Source organism: Caballeronia sp. GAWG1-1 (assembly GCF_023631465.1).
Taxonomy (GTDB): domain Bacteria; phylum Pseudomonadota; class Gammaproteobacteria; order Burkholderiales; family Burkholderiaceae; genus Caballeronia.
In genome coordinates this window covers 1-16,119 of record NZ_JALQDB010000067.1, presented here as the reverse complement: position 1 = coordinate 16,119, position 16,119 = coordinate 1, and the positions used below count along the sequence as shown (strand labels likewise).

Here is a 16,119-nt window from a genome sequence, read left to right as displayed (position 1 = left end):
CGAGCATGGCTAGAGAACCGAGGCGGCGCAGGCAATCACGAGCACGCGGCAATCCTTTCCCACGTCAAAGCGTTCTTTGAAGCTCATGAGGAGTCGCGTTTCACCGATCTGAATGATGGGTCGGAAAGGCCAACGATTAATCGAGCGGGCTATCGTCGCAAAAGCGAAGGATCTGTCGAATACCTAGTATTTCCGGAGATCTTCAAGCGGGAAATTTGCAGCGGTTACGATGCTCGTTCGGTTGCAAAGGCACTTGCTGCGGAAGGTTGGATTCGTCCTTCCGCTGACGGTCGTTCAGTCCGCGCCGAGCGAATTCCAGAAAAAGGCCCAACGAAGGTCTACGTCTTCACTGCAGAAATGTGGAAATAGCAGGCACACATTGAAAAGCACGGGTTACATGGGTTACGCGGGTTACGCAGTTGTGGAGCCTTGCTGCATAAGGGTTTCAGCGTAACCCGCTTTGAGAAAAGCGTAACCCATCGCAATTCAAACGGGTTACACCTGGAGCCCTTGTAACCCATAAACGGGTTACGCATCTGGGCGGGTTACGAAATGGGTAACTCAAATTTATCAATGAAATCAATAGTTTGCGAACCCGTAACCCATGTGACCCGCGTAACCCTAAAAATGCAGCATGTACACAGGTTTATTCTGAATAGATCTTTAGCCCGTCACGGGGCAGGCCTTAAACATAAAGCGGGAGGCGCAAGGACCTCTGTCCATTGAATGAATTTGCACGCTTGAAGCGTCGCCGATCAACTCCGCCTGCAACCTAACGATAACTAGCTTTGGTAGAGGTGTTGCTTGTTGCCACGCTTAATTGCATCCTTCCCTGTTTTAATGTTCACCGCAAGTCCGATTTTCGGCCTTCGCGGTCGTTAAGCGTTCAGCCGCCGACCGGCCGCTCCACGTCGCCTTGCCGTCATTGACGATGCGGCGCCCTTGAATGTCGGCTTCTGCGAACTGCGAATGAGTCTTGCCGACCCCTTTCGGCCGCTCGCCTGCTCGTACATCGAGCGTCTCTTCGTGGAATGCACCGGCCAGTCGCTCACGATACTTGACAAGGCGTTGTCGGCCTCAGCCACGCTACCAATTTTGTCGTCGTACGGCTGCAGTTGAGCAGCGTTGCTAGCGTTCGCGACACGGCGCAGCGAGCCTCGGTTTTCGGAGCGAAAACGGATCGTACTTCGCGAAAGTTACCGTGGTTATTCTTCGCCGCACGGCATTCAGCACTTTCTTACTTAAGACGGGCGGCATCAAGGAGCTTTAACAACCGATCTATGTCGACCGGCTTCACTAAGTGATGGTCAAACCCTGCGGCCGTGGTTCGCAACCGGTCTTCCTCCTGGCCGTAGCCAGTAACGGCAATCAGTACCGGTTTTACCTCTCCTTTCTTTCGTATCTGCCCAGCTAATTGGTACCCGTCCATGTCCGGAAGTCCAATATCAAGCAGTGCCGCGTCGAATTGGCGAAGCTCCGCCGCCTGAATTGCTGAGTGCGAATCGTAAACTACAGTTACATCGTGTTGTTCTGCTTCGCACAATAAGCCCAGCGAGTCAGCCGCATCGTGGTTGTCATCGACAATAAGCACCCGTCCAGAGCGAGCAGGAACTATAGACTTAACGGAATGTGTCGAAGTCTGAGTAATGTCGGCACCTGTATGTTGCAAAAGCGGAAAGCTGATCGTGACTGTTGTTCCTTGGCCAGGACCAGGACTTTCCACGGTAATGCCTCCCTTATGCAAATGCACCAGGCGCTTGACCAGCGAAAGTCCGATACCAAGGCCGCCCTCGGACCGATCAAGAGTCCGCTCGCCTTGAGAAAAAAGATCGAATATGTACGGAAGTAGTGCAGGAGATATTCCGCTCCCGTTATCACTGATCTTGATGAAAGCGACAGCGCTTGAATTGGATACCGCGATCTCAACACGCCCTCCCTCCTGCGTGTATTTGCAAGCGTTGTTAAGCACATTGACGAGTATCTGAGAAAGCCTGGCGGCGTCCACACAAATCCAGATGGGATCTGGCGGTAGTTGTACCGTAACGTTTTGCTTTCGTGCCGACGTCATCGAGGCTACAGTTTCCACAGCTCCATACACAGCCGACCCGACAATAAGCGGCGTCAAGCGAAGTTTGATGCGGCCATGCGTGATTCGCGAGACGTCCAATAAATCGTCTACTAAACGGGTCAGATGATCGACTTGACGACGGACCATGCCGACAAGTTCCAATTGACACTTATGGTCTTCCCGCTCCATCAATGTGATAGCGGTTGTGATCGGCGCTAACGGATTGCGAAGCTCATGAGCCAGCATTGCAAGAAACTCATCTTTGCGTCGGTCAGCTTCCTTAAGCGCATGCTCTGCCTCCTTGCGTGCGGTTATATCGCTAGCTGCCCCGATCCATTCATAGATCTCACCCGCCTCGTTCAGCATTGGGACCGCTCGTGAAATAACCCAACCAACCCCTCCGCTTGCTCGCCTCACGCGGTGTTCTAGGTGATACACGGTTCTAGTCCGAATCGCTTCATTTACCGCTGCCTGAAGCATTTCCTGGTCGTCTGGAGGAATGAAGTTGTCCAGCCAATTCGGGTCGGTTTCAAAGACGTCCTTCAGAAAACCGCGTCCTTCTAGCTGGTTTAATTGCGTCCAATCAGGGTTGATGCGATAGATGACCTCCTCTGTTGCATTGGAGAGAGCGCGAAAACGCTTCTCACTCTCCATTTGTGCACTTTGAAAAACGTACTGCTTTGTGATATCGGTTGTCGTATGTAGAACGCAAGCGATTCGGCCAGTTCCGTCGAATATCGGGGTATTTGTTGCGGCCCAGAAGCGTTCTTCATAAGCCACGTGTCCGCCCGAATCTTCGATACGTATAGGATAGCGTTGTGCTGGGAGCTGATCGGATTTTCCGGACTCAAGCACGCGTGCGAGCGACTGCCGGAGTGCTAGCTCTCCGGTATCCTCGCCATCGTCGGGGTCTCCTGGAAAAGCATCGAACAAACTCATTCCCACCAACTCCTCTCGTGTGCGTGATGACGCCTGGAGAAATGCGTCATTAACGGCGAGAATTTTCGCCTCGGGGGTGGGCGATAGCAGGTAATTTCCAGACGGCAAACTGTTAAACACAATTTGAAAAAGGTGCGGATCTAGCATTGTCGTAACGGCCCCTTTAGGTTTGTCGGGCCGTCACTTTGACGGGCGCAAGACCCGCTAATTAAAGCAAAAACAATTCCTCGACGATGCCGGCGACTACCTAAGCCGATGCGCTTTAGAAGCGGCAGGAGTTTCCGGAGTTGCCGGTGGAAGCCCGCTTCGCATTGGCGGGTTTCGGAGCAAATCAGCTTTTCGGGTGACCACAGCGCAACTGCGGTGAGTGACAGAAATTGGCCGATAGCATCAGTTGAATCAGCGTGCCGCCGTGCCGATGCCGGAAGTCTCCATTGTCAACGTCGTGGTGTTCGTGCAAACGAGCACTACCGGCCAGTAAGCGACATCCACCTGATGACGCATCTGGACATTCGGGAGTCGATATAACACCGAAAGCGGTCATTGAACCACACAACCACGATGCCCAGCTACGGAACGTCCAGCGATCACAATATTCGTTGGCGCAGCGTAGGTAGCCGGCGCGGCCGAATCAATTCAAGATTGCTGGCAATGCCGCCCATAATTTCCCCAGAAGTATCGAAATAGAAATCGCTACCTTGTGTAACCGGTGATCAGCCGAGATGGCGATCGGCAAAACTCCATTTGTGACGACCAGGCCGCCGACGAATAGGTTCGGCAGGAGCCGGGTTGAGTGAACCCGGACGATTGCGCAAATGCTCCGGCAGCAGGTCCGCGTGCTTGCGCATCCTCCGTTCGTTACGTGAGGATTGACGACTTGGCGGGGTAAAGGTTGCAATGCGCGCTGTGGGGCGATCAATCGAATGATGAAGAGCTTGCTGATCGTTTAGATGCCGCTCGCATCTCTCATAAGCGGCTTTGTGAATCGCGTCTAAATGTTTCCATGGCAGACGCACACGTGGCGTTGCACGGTTTCGGCCCCCGCCGCCACAAGTACTGGATCAAGCAGGCGGATAAAAAGGCGTGGCTGGGAAACAGTCTGCTAGCGCGTTTGCTTTTCCTGATAGCGCAGACGCGCCGCTTTTATGACCGGGTGATTTTGCTCGGCCCAAGCAACAAGGGTCGCGAGTGGGGCCAGCATGGAATGACCAAGGTCGGATAGACGGTATTCGACGGAAACCGGTTTCGTTGGAAATACATGCCGCGTGATGATCCCGTCTTCTTCAAGATTGCGCAGCGAGTGGGTGAGCGACCTTTTGGATATATCCGGGATGAGTCTCGCGAATTCGGCGAAACGCCGCGGCCTTTCGGCCAAAGCCATTACGATGAGGGTGCTCCATTTCTCGCCGAGACGGTCCAGCACGTCGCGGACGGGGCATTGAGGGGCGATAACGGGCATCGCTACCCAACGTTTGAAGCTTTCGATAAGCTCCGACGTATCGCTGTTTTCAGGTCGCTCAAGCATGCCATCTTCGAATAGTTACAAGGTATCCAAAGAAGACCACGTCCTGAAGACATGATCAACGGATATTTGCTCGCCAGCTTCCGTCATTCCAATGCCCCGAACTCCAGCAGGACCTTGCCTCCCTTGACCGCATGCTCGACGGCTGTCTCGATGGCGGTCACCGGATACACAGCGGCGACGGGCTGCTGAATACCGCCGGGGCGGAGCAGATCAACCAACCCGGTAAGGGTCTCCGGGATTTTGGCCCGGTGCTTGGGATGGCCCTCGAAGAAGCCGCAGACGGATATCCGTTTGAAGATCAGGTGCTGGGCGGAGATGTGCATAGGCTCGTGGCTCGCAGCGCCATAGGCCACGAGAACGCCATCGAGGCTGAGAAGCGCGGCGAGCCGTCCGGCGGAGGCGCCGCCGACGCCGTCGAGCGCCAGCCGGATCTTAAGCCCCACAATACGTGGGTCGTCGGCCGACAGCCCGTCTTCGTCGACGAGGACGATGTCGCAACCGCTACTCGCGCGCACCTGCGCCACATCCTTCGGCTTCCGGACAAGGCCGATTGTGCGCAAGCCCCGCCGGGAAGCAAGGCCCGCGATCCAATGGCCGAGCCCTGACGAAGCGGCGTTGTAAATTACAGCGTCGCCGGGCTGAAGGTTGACATAGACGTCAAGCAGAAGGGCCGCCGTGACCGCGTTAATGGTCGCCATGGCCGCCTGCTGCAGGTCGGCATCTGGCGGCAGCGGTATCAGTTCCTTTGCGCTGACGACCATGCGCTCGCGCCAGCTCCTTGCCATGAATGGTAATACGACCGGCGTGCCGGGGTGAAGGTCTGTTACGCCTTCGCCAATCGCAAGAACCACGCCGGCGCCCTCGTTACCGAGGACCTCCGGCAAATCCGGTTTCCAATCGTAGACACCCCAGGCGACCATAAGATCGTTAAAGTTGATCGGTGCGAAGCGGACCTGCACGAGAACCTCGCCGGCGCCCGGTTGCGAGGGCTCGTCGACGTCCCGAAGGACGATGTTTTTATCACCGTAGGCGATTAGCTGGACGGTGTTCATGGTTAGAGGAACAACTCTGCGCCAAGCTCGTGGCTGAGCTTGTCTCGAACTCCTGCTGCAATGGACAGGACGGCATCAAGCGGGCTGAAAGTGATGTTGAGGTTAGTCACCTCGCCAGCCCGGTTGCGCAGGATTGAGACGAGGCCAACAGCCGAGCGGCCGTCAACCAGGTTGGCGTCGTACTCGAAGAAAGACCGCTCGCCCATCGATCCCAGAAAACGCGGTGTCTGGGTTGCGTACTGAGTGGCGCCGGCCTTGACCACCTTGAGTACCAGTTCCTTGCCTCGAATAGTCTTACGCAAGATGGAAGACTCCAAGGTGACACCATCGCCGAGATCTTCGATGAAAGGGTGGTGCTTCGTTTGCTCTGCCATAACAGGCTCCTTTTGTGCCGAATGAAGTTAGATTTGGACGGAAGGAAAGGCCGGGTCATCGACAACCAATTTATGGAGCGAGGCTAGGTCGAAACCTCGCAAATCCTGCAAACGGCCTTCGCGCACTTTGTTCGCCCAACACGGATCAGTCAACAGCGCTCGACCGACGGCAACAAGATCGAAGTCGCCTTGCGCGATCCGTTCACGCAGCCGATCGAGCCCGGCAGGCCCCGCATTGGCACCCTTGCCCGTCAACAGATCGGTGATATCGGGGCCGTTGAGGCCGACAGAGCCAACAGTGATTGCAGGCTTGCCGCTGAGGCGTTTGGCCCATCCGGCGAGGTTAAGGTCAGAGCCATCGAAGGCGGGCTCCCAGAAGCGGCGCTGCGACGCGTGAAAGGCATCGACGCCCGCGTGAGAAAGTGTCGACACGATAGTGCCGAACTCCTCGGGCGTGTTCGCGATTTTTGCGTCGAACGCCCCCTGTTTGAATTGTGATATGCGAAACAGGATCGGAAAGTCGTCGCCAACCTCAGAACGAATAGCACGCAGGATCTCGGCTGCGAAAGTTGTGCGGGCAACGATATCGCCACCCCAACGGTCGCTCCGGGTGTTGCGGCCTTCCCAAAGGAACTGGTCAATCAGGTTGCCATTGGCGCCATGCACTTCAACGGCGTCGAACCCCAGTGACTTGGCGCTGCGCGCGGCGCCCGCGAAGGCTTTGATCGTATCAAGGATGTCGCTTTCCGACATCGTGTTGGGTTCGTCGTTAGCGACGTCAGGGGCTTCCATCTTCACAGGGTCTCGCAGGGCGCCGGCGTGGTGCAACTGAGCGGCGATCTTTCCGCCGGCGTCGTGCACGCCTGCCACAACGGCCGACCAGGCCTCCTGGGCATCGCGGTTATGGAAAACCGGAATTCCTGGCACTTCGGCTGCCGCTTTGCGATCGACGGCGACTGCTTCCGTGATGATCATCCCGACACCGCCTTCGGCGCGCGTCCGGTAATAGGCGGCGACATCCTCGCCAGGGATGCCACCTGCGCTGAACCCGCGCGTCATCGCCGACATGGCAAGGCGATTTTTTAAGGAAAGGCTTTTGATCGAGAAAGGGGAGAACAGAACGTCAGTCATGGCTTTTGAGTTGTGTCAAAGTGAAAAGAACGGCCGAACCAGGCGGTGGTGAAGCGCTCAGCTCGGGCTGCCGAGCAGCAGCCCGACATGGTCGCGAAAGAACGCGGCAAGCCGTTTGGGCTGTTGACCGACGAGCGCGTGTACGGCGTGGGTGGAGGCGCTGAACTGCCCTGCCGCCTGATTCGCTTCAGTGACGACAATCATGGAAATGACCGCCGCGGGCACGCCCTGGCGATCCAGCTCGGCTTTCAGCCGCTCCTGACCAACATGCTCGACACGCAGCGGTCTACCAGTCGCTTCGCTGACCAGCTCCGCTATCTCGTCGATCGTGAGAGCCTCCGGACCAGCGACATCGAGCTCCCCAAGCCCATGGTCTTGGGTGACTACCCGGGCGGCGACGGCCGCCGCGTCTGCCCGAGCGACATAAGCGATACGCCCTGTCCCTGCGGCCGTCCACCACACGCCGTCAAGAACGATCGCGGGAAGATAGGCGAGCAGGTTCTCCTGGTACCAACTGATGCGTAAGCTTGAATATTCGAGACCGCTGGTGCGCAGGTCCGCCTCCATCGCAGCATGATCGGCAGCAAATGGGATCGCGGCGCTGGTCATCGGGTTGGGCATCGAGGTATAGGCGACGTGCCGTACGCCACAGCGTTTAGCAGCTGCTAGCGCCGCGGCGTGCTGGCGCTGACGCTGTCCGGGGGTGATGAGTTCGTCCGTCGAGATGATCAGGGCGCGGTCGGCCCCAGCGAAGGCCGTCTGCAAGGTCGACGGATCGTCGAAATCGGCGCGTCGGACCTCGACTCCCGACTCAGCAAGCGAAGCTAATCTCCCAGGGGTCCGGGTAGCGGCAATGAGGTGAGTCTGCCTGGCCGTAAGGAGGTCATGACAGACAATTTGTCCCAGCGCACCGCTTGCGCCGGTGACAAGAATGGCTTGCTTTTCCATGTCTTTACGGTCTCTTTTAAGTACTAAGTCTTAGTATGAGACCTAAACAAGCGAGTCGGAAGGAGGCAGTTTTTGAAGACTTGGTAACCTTTTTTTCACCTTCACCGCGGTCATTTTGCAGTAGACAACATTCGATATGCGGGTATATGCTCGCGTCCTATGACACCTTGCTTCTGCACCAATCTTCGTTTGGCGACGCGACGCCTATCGGCTGCTTATGATGCGGCGCTGGAACCTTTTGGCATCAACATCGGACAGTATTTTCTGCTTCGGTCGATTGCAGAGCGGCAGCAAATAAGTCTTACCGAACTCGGCCAAGTGACGGAGTTGGAACGTTCGACAGTTGGACGTAACGTGCGGGTTCTGGAACGCATGGGCTTGGTGGCAACCGGGCGGGGCGAGGCGGACCAGCGAGAAGCACTCGTGGCGCTGACTGCAGAGGGACTCGCTCGTCTGACAGACGCGCAGCCAATCTGGGAAGAAACGCAAAAGGATTTTGCTGCCCGACTGGGCGCAGAGAACATTAATGCGTTGAATGCGGTGCTCGAGGCTATTTGATTTTAAGAAAAACGGGTATATACCCGCACGGGAGTTGACATGAGGTTCAACTTGCTCGGCCAGACCGGCGTCCGGGTTTCGCAAATAGCACTGGGGACGGCAAACTTTGGCACAAGATGGGGCCATGGCGCCGACGAAGCCGAGAGCGCCACGATCCTCGACGCCTATGCGGCAGCTGGTGGCAACTTTATTGATACGGCCGACGTTTATCAGTTCGGCCAGTCCGAAGAGATTCTGGGAACCCTACTTGACGGTCGACGCGACGACTTTCTGCTCGCTACCAAATTCACATATGGTTCGACGCCGGAGCCAAACCGTCTTGTGACCGGCAACAACCGCCGTGCGATGGCCACTTCGGTCGAAGCCAGCCTCAAGCGCTTGAAGACCGATCGTATCGATCTCCTTTGGGTTCACAATCCAGACGAGCTAACACCGACTGAGGAGATCGTCCGCGGTCTCGATGACCTCGCCCGCGCCGGCAAGGTCCTGTATGCGGGCTTGTCAAACTTTCCGGCTTGGCGGCTGGCCCGGGCTGTGACCATGGCAGAGCTGACCCGCGCGGTTCCGATTGCCGCCGCTCAGTTCGAGTACAGCCTTGTGCATCGCGAACCGGAAACCGATGTCCTGCCGGCCTGCCACGCGCTGGCGCTGGCGCCGGTGACATGGTCGCCGCTTGGCGGCGGCATGCTAACCGGCAAATATCGGAAGGGAGAAGCCGGGCGCCTTCAGGCTTTCGGCGGCAAGGTGTTTCAGGCCGAGACGTCGGCGCTGCGCACGGCGACGCTTGATGCTGTTCTTGGTGTTGCCGAGGACATTCACGTCACACCCGAACAAGTTGCGATTGCCTGGGCCGCGCATCGCGGCGCACTGCCGATCATCGGTCCACGCACGATGGCGCAACTGACCAGCAATCTCGGCGCTGCAACTCTCGCATTGTCGACTGAGCATCTTGCCCGTCTAGACCGCGCAAGCGAAGCGAAAAAAGAGATGGGCGAGTCTGCGGCAGCGTTGGACTTGTCCGGGCTTGTGCCCCCGGCGGTCCCGGTCGCCTGACCCAGGAAGTTTCTTGTCTTCGAAGATTGCTATGACGAGCCGTGAGATTACTCTCGCCCATCCCGTGCGCACGGCCATTGGCGCGTTCAACGGGGCACTGAAGGGCGTGCCAGCAACCGAGCTCGGCGCCCATGTCATTCGGGAAACCCTGCGTCGCGGCGCACTCGACGGCGGGCTTCTCGGCGCGGTGGTGATGGGAAATGTGATCCAGGCAGGGAACCGTATGAACCCGGGCCGCCAAGCTGCGATTGGCGCAGGCGTGCCGGTGTCAGTGCCGGCGCTGACAGTGAACCGCGTCTGCGGATCGGGCGCGCAGGCCGTGCTAACGGCGGCGGCCGAAATCCTGGCAGGGGACTATGACGTGGCCGTCGCTGGCGGCATGGAGAACATGGACAGGGCTCCGTACCTGCTCGACGGCGGCCGTTGGGGCTATCGTATGGGTCCCGGCCAGGTTCTCGACAGCATGCTGGCCGACGGACTCAACGACGCGTTTTCAGGCGAGCATTCTGGCTGGCACACCGAGGACCGGGTCGCCCATGCCGGTATCTCTCGTGCCGAGCAGGATGACTTCGCAGCCCGGTCCCAGCAACGCTTTGCCGCGGCCCAGAAAGAAGGCCGCTTTGCCGGCCAGATCGTCCCTATGGATATTCATGGACGCAAGGGCGTTGAGTATTTCAAGACCGACGAAGCGCCGCGTCCTGAGACCACAGCAGAGAACCTCGCGCGTCTGAGGTCCGCTTTCCGGCCTGAAGGCACAATCACAGCGGGTAACCCGCCCGGCCTTAATAGTGGTGCGGCCGCGATGATCGTGGCCGACCAGGCCTTTGTCGATGCACGCGGACTTGAGCCACTCGGTCGGCTCGCTGGGTACGGCGTCGCGGCTGTCGAACCCGGATTGTTCGGGCTTGGGCCGGTCCCGGCCGTCCATAAGGCGCTGTCGCGGGCAGGCGGGACGCTGGCCGACATCGAACGCATCGAGATCAATGAGGCGTTTGCAGTTGTCCCGATCGCCGTCGCCCGAGAGCTTGCCCTGCCGCTTGATCTCGTTAATGTCGATGGCGGCGCGGTCGCGCACGGCCATCCCATCGGCGCCACGGGCGCAATCCTCATCACCAAACTGCTCCACGCCATGCGGCTGGACGGAATCACACGGGGCGTCGTGACACTTTGCATCGGCGGCGGTCAGGGTATCGCCCTCGCGTTGGAGGCCCTGTGACCCATCATCCCCAACCCATTGCGCGAACGCCGGCAGTCCGCGCCGCAGACAGGCATTTAAATGAAAGATCAGGAACTCTCTCTTCTGGCCGACGCCGACCGGCGCGCGGCCGCCTATCTTAGTTCGGTCGAGACGCGCCGCGTCTTCCCTACACCGGAAGCGCTCGCGGCGCTTGCTGCCTTCGATGAGCCATTGCCGGAAAGCGGCCTCGACGCAGGCGCGACCTTATCGCTGCTCGACGAGGTCGGCTCGCCCGCGGCGGTTACAACGAACGGGCCTCGCTATTACGGCTTTGTCGTCGGTGCCTGCCTGCCGGGTGCCGCGGCGGCGGAACGGCTGATGCTGGCGTGGGATCAGGGCGCGCCCCTCGCCATGACATCTCCGGTGAGCGCCAAGGTCGAGGAGGTTGCTGGTCAATGGCTGCTCGACATCCTCGATTTGCCACGGGAAAGCGCCGTCGGTTTCGGCACCTCAGCGACGGCGTGCGGCCTGACCTGTCTTGCGGCCGCGAGACAAGTGCTACTGCGCCGCGCGGGATGGGACCTTGAGACGCACGGACTCAACGGTGCACCGAACATCCGGGTCGTGGTGTCGGACAAGATCCACATCGTGGTACTCAAGGCACTACGTATCCTGGGATTCGGCTCAGCGCAGATCGAGAAGGCGCCGACCGACGCCCACGGGCGTATTGATCCTGACCGTCTGCCCCTGCTCGACGGCCGCACCATCCTCTGCCTGCAGGCCGGAGAGGTTAATACGGGCGAGTTTGATCCTTTCGTCGATCTCATTCCACTCGCCAAGGCAGCTGGGGCCTGGGTACATGTCGACGGCGCGTTCGGGCTTTGGGCGCGGGCGTCAACGCTCCTGCGCCATTGGACAACTGGGATCGAGGATGCCGACAGCTGGACGACCGACGGTCATAAGTGGTTGAACACGCCCTATGACTGCGCCATGGCAATCTGCCGCGACCCGGACGCGCTCGCCGAAGCAATGAACAGCGATGCCGTGTATGCCGCCGGGTCGAAAAAAGCGCAGAAAAATCTCACGCTTGAGTTTTCACGCCGCCCGCGGGGCATTCCGGTCTGGGCAGCCCTGCGCACGCTGGGGCGTCGCGGCGTCGCGGCGTTGATTGAGCGGCATTGCGCCCAAGCCTCAAGACTTGCGGAGGGACTGCGCGCGGCAAAGTTTGAGGTCCTGAACCGCGTAATCCTCAATCAGGTTCTCGTGCGCGGTCACGATGACGAGGAAACCACGGAGATCCGGCTTGCCGTGGAGAGGTCCGGGGAAGCTTGGTTCGGACCATCGGTATGGGGCGGCCGTCCGGCTTTCCGCCTTAGTGTGTCGTCCTGGCGAACCGAGGACGCTGACATCGACCGGCTGATCGTTCAGCTCACGAAGTTGCGTGCCACGCGCACATGAACTTGTAACGACAGGAGACACGATGGACAACGTTCTAGAAGAGGCCAGCCACAGCGCCGATAGTGCGTCCTTCAAGATCGTGGTGGTGCTGCGCGAGGATCTCGAGCCTTGGAAGCGGCTTAACGTGGCGTGCTTCACAACCAGCGGTGTGGCGGCTGCGCCGGGCGTCGTCGGTCAGCCTTATCGCGACGCGTCCGGTCTCGCCTATCTGCCGATGTTCCAAGAACCTGTGTTGATCTTCGGCGCTTCAGCGGGCGAGATGGAAAGGACCGCCGACCGAGCCCGAGCACGTGATGTTTCTTTCTCGGTCTTCACCGAGCAGTTGTTTAATACCTTCAACGACGCGGACAACCGCGCGGCCGTCGCCGCCGTAGAAACGGCCGATCTCGCCACCGTGGGAATGGCGTTCCGCTGTGAGCGCAAAACGGCTGACAAGATCCTCAAAGGGCTAAAGCTCTTACGCTGACGCAAACTTCAATTGTTCGGAGAACCTGACGAACGCTTTTCCTCGCGTCGAAGTCAGAAGCCACGCCACGCCAGCAGATCAGGCCAGCGCCATCGATTTCGTCAATCGCGTCAACTGGCTGTTCGAGACTTGGGACGTGGACGGCATGGTCGATGCATTTTTGCCGGACGGAGTCGCTTTCCACTTTCACGGTGTGATCCGCGGCCGAGAGGCGATGCGCCGCTTCTTCGACGACGACTATCCATATCTCATTCCGGGCGTCAGCCGCCATGCGACCAACCACATCGTCGACAGCGACGGCGACGGGGTAGCGGTCCGTTATCACAATCTTCTCGTCCGCTATGCCACGATTAACGACGCGCGCGAGCTTGGCAGCGGCAAGGTGCTACACAGCGAGACCGGCCTGCCGGGTATCTGGATCTATTCGCCGATGCTTGATCGTCTGAGACGCGTAGAGGGTGAATGGAAGATCCTTGAGCGCTATGTCGGCGGCTCCATGACTAACCGGCGGCTTGAGCCGGGCGACACCGAACCTGCTGCCTTGACGCCTTTCATGCCGAAGTTGGGAGCGCCGCTCGCCAAGAGCGCACGCCCGCAATGACCAGCTATGCTAATCTCGCCCGCCGCCTGCGGCAGGCTTATACGTTCGGCCCGGTGTCGCCGCTTCGAGACGGACTCGAACCGCATGATGTCGACGGTGCGTATGCCGTCCACTCCATTAACACCGCTTTTTGGCAAGACCAAGGCCGGCGCATCACGGGGCGCAAGATCGGACTGACGGCGCAAGCGGTTCAAAAGCAACTCGGGGTCGATCAGCCGGATTTTGGTGTCCTCTTCGACGACATGGCGATCCCATCCGGCGGTACGCTGGACCTTACGAAGATGCTGCAACCGAAGGTAGAGGGCGAGATTGCCTTCGTGCTTGAGCGCGATTTGACGGCGGCAGATCAGACCGCGGCCAAGTAGGCGGCCGCGATCCGGAGCGCGCATGCGGCCATCGAAATCGTCGACAGTCGCATTGCCGACTGGAAAATAGGGTTCGCCCATACGGTTGCCGACAACGGCTCCGCCGCCTTCTACGTGTTGGGCGAAGCCCGGTCGCTGAGCGATGCTGACCTCCAACGTTGCGAGATGGTCCTCAGGCTGAACGGCGAGCCAGCATCGACCGGAACCGGCGCTGCGGTCCTCGAAAATCCCTTAAATGCCGCCGTCTGGTTGGCACGCGAGCTCGCCACGCGCGGCGAGTTCCTCCGGGCGGGCGAGGTCATCCTTACAGGCGCGCTTGGTCCAATGGTTTCGCTACCTCCGGGCGCGCACGTGCGCGCTAGCGTCACCGGCCTGGGTGAGGTGAGTTTCACCTCTTCGGCAATCACCAAACACTGTGTCGAGTCTTGACTAGCCTCCAGACTGCGATCGATTACCGCCTCATCGCTCATCTCCTAACTTCGGGACCGCGTACTGATTTGTGGCGAAGTCGCGGACGCCTTTTTCGTCCCCGTGGAGCAGCTGATCATGCGCCTTGTGGCCGGCCGTTATGGCACCGTGCTTCATCCGCATTTTTGGGAATTGCGGCTGATCCATCCGTTTTCGGCCTCGCCGACGATCACCTAAGTGGTAGCGCCGCTCGGATCTCGCGGCCGCTTGCATATGGTGAGCCGATGGCGTGCGCCTTGCTGACGGGTTCAACGCGACCATCCATACGCGGGTTGGAGGCGAATGCGAGAATGTTGGCATTCACGTCGAGAACGGCGTGCGCTAGAACGACCTCTGGTGCATTGGTGCGCCGCGTACAGCCTGGACTGGGTGCATCACTTGTGCACGACCATTCTGCCGTTTATTTGCTTGAAGCCGTGCGCGCATCGAGTAAAGCCGCGGCATGGAGAAGGGCGCCGTCGCCTCGTTCGCACAGTTCATGATTTCGGCCTGGAATGCTACGCCTACCGTGTCGTACTGGATTGGACTACGCTGGAGAAATTTGTAGGGCGTGTCAGTCTGCCGAAGTTTCCGTCGGATCGGCCGTACGAGCGACTTCTGGACGATCTCGCCGAGGTGCAATCTGAGCTGCCATTGAGCAACCATGAATTCGCATCGAATTGTCCGCGTGTCCCAGCCCGAAGCAGGAAGAGGCCTCAAAGTTCTTTTGGCTTGAGCCGATGGCCGTGCCGAAATCCCTTCCCGTATGCTGTTGATACAGACCCAGATTGAAAGTTCGGTATCTCCGCATCTCGCCACGGCGACGTTGTGCATACCGGACGGCGCACAACGCGTTTCGAGGTCCAAGGATGCATGCCTCCTGAACGCTAGAACGACCTCCGCACCGTTCGGATCGCCGACCGCGCCGCGACGTCGATAACGAGAGAACATGACGTTTGCTCAGCGGAACGATCGGCACACGCCATGACCTCCGTGCCTTTTGTGCAGCGATCGCGCGATCCGAACCTCCCATATCGTCTTTGGACTGTCCGAAGTCCATTCGAACCGGTCGATGACTTTTCGTTCGCTTAAGTGGCTGTTCCGGGTCGATTTCGCCCGTTGGTCGGGAGGCGAACCGAAGTTCGAGAAGACCATAGTACCAACGGCAAGTGTCGAGAGTGGAACAGCCGTCCCGCCCGCGGTCAACGAACGTCAGCAATGGCCGAGAACTTGCCGCACGCCTTTACTGACCTGCGACGAAACTCAGATTCAGGTCGGGAGCTTGACTCACCAACCAGCGGGGACGTCCGGACTGCTATCCGACGCTCCCGATAGCTACTGTTCCCGCCCTCCTGAGCCAGACAGGAATCGGCCGCAACCCATCGCCCGCAAAGCAAAGCTTCCCGCCATCGCGTGTCCGCATTGCTCCGGACCCCCGACAACAGCGCCCGCATCCCGCCGATCACAATCACTGCGAACACGGCTCCACGACTCTAATCTCGAAGATTGACACCGCGTGTTGCAGCTGCGCCGCCTGATCATCAAGAGACTGTGCCGCAGCTGCCGCCTGTTCGACAAGAGCCGCATTCTGCGTATTTCGGCGAACGTGACCGCCGATTTCGGGAACGTGACCGATTCGGCAAGGTCGGGCGTTGCGCGGTGTCGATTGTAGATTTCCTTGCTAGTTCTGGTCGAGTTCTGGTTCGAGCACGCTTGGTTTCGGAGATGGTTTTCTAAGAGATTCGCCCGTCAGTTTGATGCGGTGATGTCGCTGCATAAGGCGATCGAGCATTGCGTCGGCGATCGTCTCGTCGCCTATCCAGCCATGCCAGTGTTCGATTGGTAGCTGACTGGTGACGATCGTGGCTTTTCCGGCAGATCGGTCATCAATCATCTCGAGCAAATCGTTTCGGACCATCGCGTCGAGCGGAGCCATTCCCCAATCGTCCAGCAGAAG

The 16,119-nt window shown here is 59.0% G+C and carries 15 protein-coding genes and 1 pseudogene; 9 read left to right on the top strand and 7 right to left on the bottom strand.

All coding sequences use genetic code 11. From position 1 onward, the window contains the following. Positions 1 to 369: pseudogene (locus NCT03_RS32780) on the top strand (DUF927 domain-containing protein); the annotation flags it as partial. Between the two features lie 868 nt (positions 370 to 1,237). Here the strand turns inward: NCT03_RS32780 and NCT03_RS32775 are convergent. From NCT03_RS32775 to NCT03_RS32745, 6 genes are all read right to left on the bottom strand, one after another. Next, complete coding sequence (locus NCT03_RS32775; protein WP_250470157.1) at positions 1,238 to 3,154, bottom strand: PAS domain-containing hybrid sensor histidine kinase/response regulator; 1,917 nt, start codon at positions 3,152 to 3,154, stop codon at positions 1,238 to 1,240. A 955-nt stretch (positions 3,155 to 4,109) separates the two neighbouring features. After that, the gene (locus NCT03_RS32765) at positions 4,110 to 4,532 is read right to left on the bottom strand and encodes a winged helix-turn-helix transcriptional regulator (protein WP_250470156.1); all 423 of its coding nucleotides are present in this window, start codon (positions 4,530 to 4,532) and stop codon (positions 4,110 to 4,112) included. 83 nt (positions 4,533 to 4,615) lie between these two features. Beyond that, a complete protein-coding gene (locus NCT03_RS32760; protein ID WP_250470155.1) occupies positions 4,616 to 5,584 on the bottom strand; it encodes a zinc-dependent alcohol dehydrogenase family protein in 969 nt (322 codons plus the stop codon). 2 nt (positions 5,585 to 5,586) lie between these two features. Beyond that, the gene (locus tag NCT03_RS32755; protein WP_250470154.1) at positions 5,587 to 5,958 is read right to left on the bottom strand and encodes a hypothetical protein; all 372 of its coding nucleotides are present in this window, start codon (positions 5,956 to 5,958) and stop codon (positions 5,587 to 5,589) included. A 27-nt stretch (positions 5,959 to 5,985) separates the two neighbouring features. After that, positions 5,986 to 7,089 (bottom strand): oxidoreductase, encoded by a 1,104-nt coding sequence (locus tag NCT03_RS32750; protein WP_250470153.1) that lies wholly within the window; start codon positions 7,087 to 7,089, stop codon positions 5,986 to 5,988. 57 nt (positions 7,090 to 7,146) lie between these two features. Then, positions 7,147 to 8,037, bottom strand: a complete 891-nt coding sequence (locus tag NCT03_RS32745; RefSeq protein WP_250470152.1) for an NmrA family NAD(P)-binding protein — start codon at positions 8,035 to 8,037, stop codon at positions 7,147 to 7,149. A gap of 159 nt (positions 8,038 to 8,196) precedes the next feature. Between NCT03_RS32745 and NCT03_RS32740 the strand changes: the two genes are divergently transcribed. The 8 genes from NCT03_RS32740 to NCT03_RS32705 are packed head-to-tail and all read left to right on the top strand — an operon-like array spanning position 8,197 to position 14,144. Further along, the gene (locus NCT03_RS32740) at positions 8,197 to 8,595 is read left to right on the top strand and encodes a MarR family winged helix-turn-helix transcriptional regulator (protein ID WP_250470151.1); all 399 of its coding nucleotides are present in this window, start codon (positions 8,197 to 8,199) and stop codon (positions 8,593 to 8,595) included. Between the two features lie 39 nt (positions 8,596 to 8,634). After that, complete coding sequence (locus NCT03_RS32735) at positions 8,635 to 9,648, top strand: aldo/keto reductase (RefSeq protein ID WP_250470150.1); 1,014 nt, start codon at positions 8,635 to 8,637, stop codon at positions 9,646 to 9,648. A gap of 31 nt (positions 9,649 to 9,679) precedes the next feature. Then, on the top strand, positions 9,680 to 10,864 hold the full coding sequence (locus NCT03_RS32730) for a thiolase family protein (RefSeq protein WP_250470160.1): 1,185 nt from the start codon (positions 9,680 to 9,682) through the stop codon (positions 10,862 to 10,864). Between the two features lie 60 nt (positions 10,865 to 10,924). Continuing rightward, positions 10,925 to 12,283, top strand: coding sequence for a pyridoxal phosphate-dependent decarboxylase family protein (locus NCT03_RS32725; RefSeq protein WP_250470149.1), 1,359 nt, complete (start codon positions 10,925 to 10,927; stop codon positions 12,281 to 12,283). 22 nt (positions 12,284 to 12,305) lie between these two features. Beyond that, positions 12,306 to 12,749, top strand: a complete 444-nt coding sequence (locus NCT03_RS32720; RefSeq protein ID WP_250470148.1) for a DUF2000 domain-containing protein — start codon at positions 12,306 to 12,308, stop codon at positions 12,747 to 12,749. A 25-nt stretch (positions 12,750 to 12,774) separates the two neighbouring features. Further along, positions 12,775 to 13,350 (top strand): nuclear transport factor 2 family protein, encoded by a 576-nt coding sequence (locus tag NCT03_RS32715; RefSeq protein ID WP_284503569.1) that lies wholly within the window; start codon positions 12,775 to 12,777, stop codon positions 13,348 to 13,350. Continuing rightward, positions 13,347 to 13,715, top strand: coding sequence for a 2-keto-4-pentenoate hydratase (locus NCT03_RS32710; protein WP_250470147.1), 369 nt, complete (start codon positions 13,347 to 13,349; stop codon positions 13,713 to 13,715). Before NCT03_RS32715 ends, NCT03_RS32710 begins: the two co-directional genes overlap by 4 nt. Before the next feature lie 9 nt (positions 13,716 to 13,724). Next, positions 13,725 to 14,144 carry a 2-keto-4-pentenoate hydratase gene (locus NCT03_RS32705; protein ID WP_350030061.1) on the top strand — a complete coding sequence of 140 codons (420 nt, stop codon included), beginning with the start codon at positions 13,725 to 13,727 and terminating at the stop codon, positions 14,142 to 14,144. Positions 14,145 to 15,843: 1,699 nt separating this feature from the next. Here NCT03_RS32705 and NCT03_RS32700 read toward each other — a convergent pair. Further along, positions 15,844 to 16,119 (bottom strand): ATP-binding protein (locus NCT03_RS32700; RefSeq protein WP_250495432.1); only part of this gene is annotated, 276 nt, incomplete at its 5' end.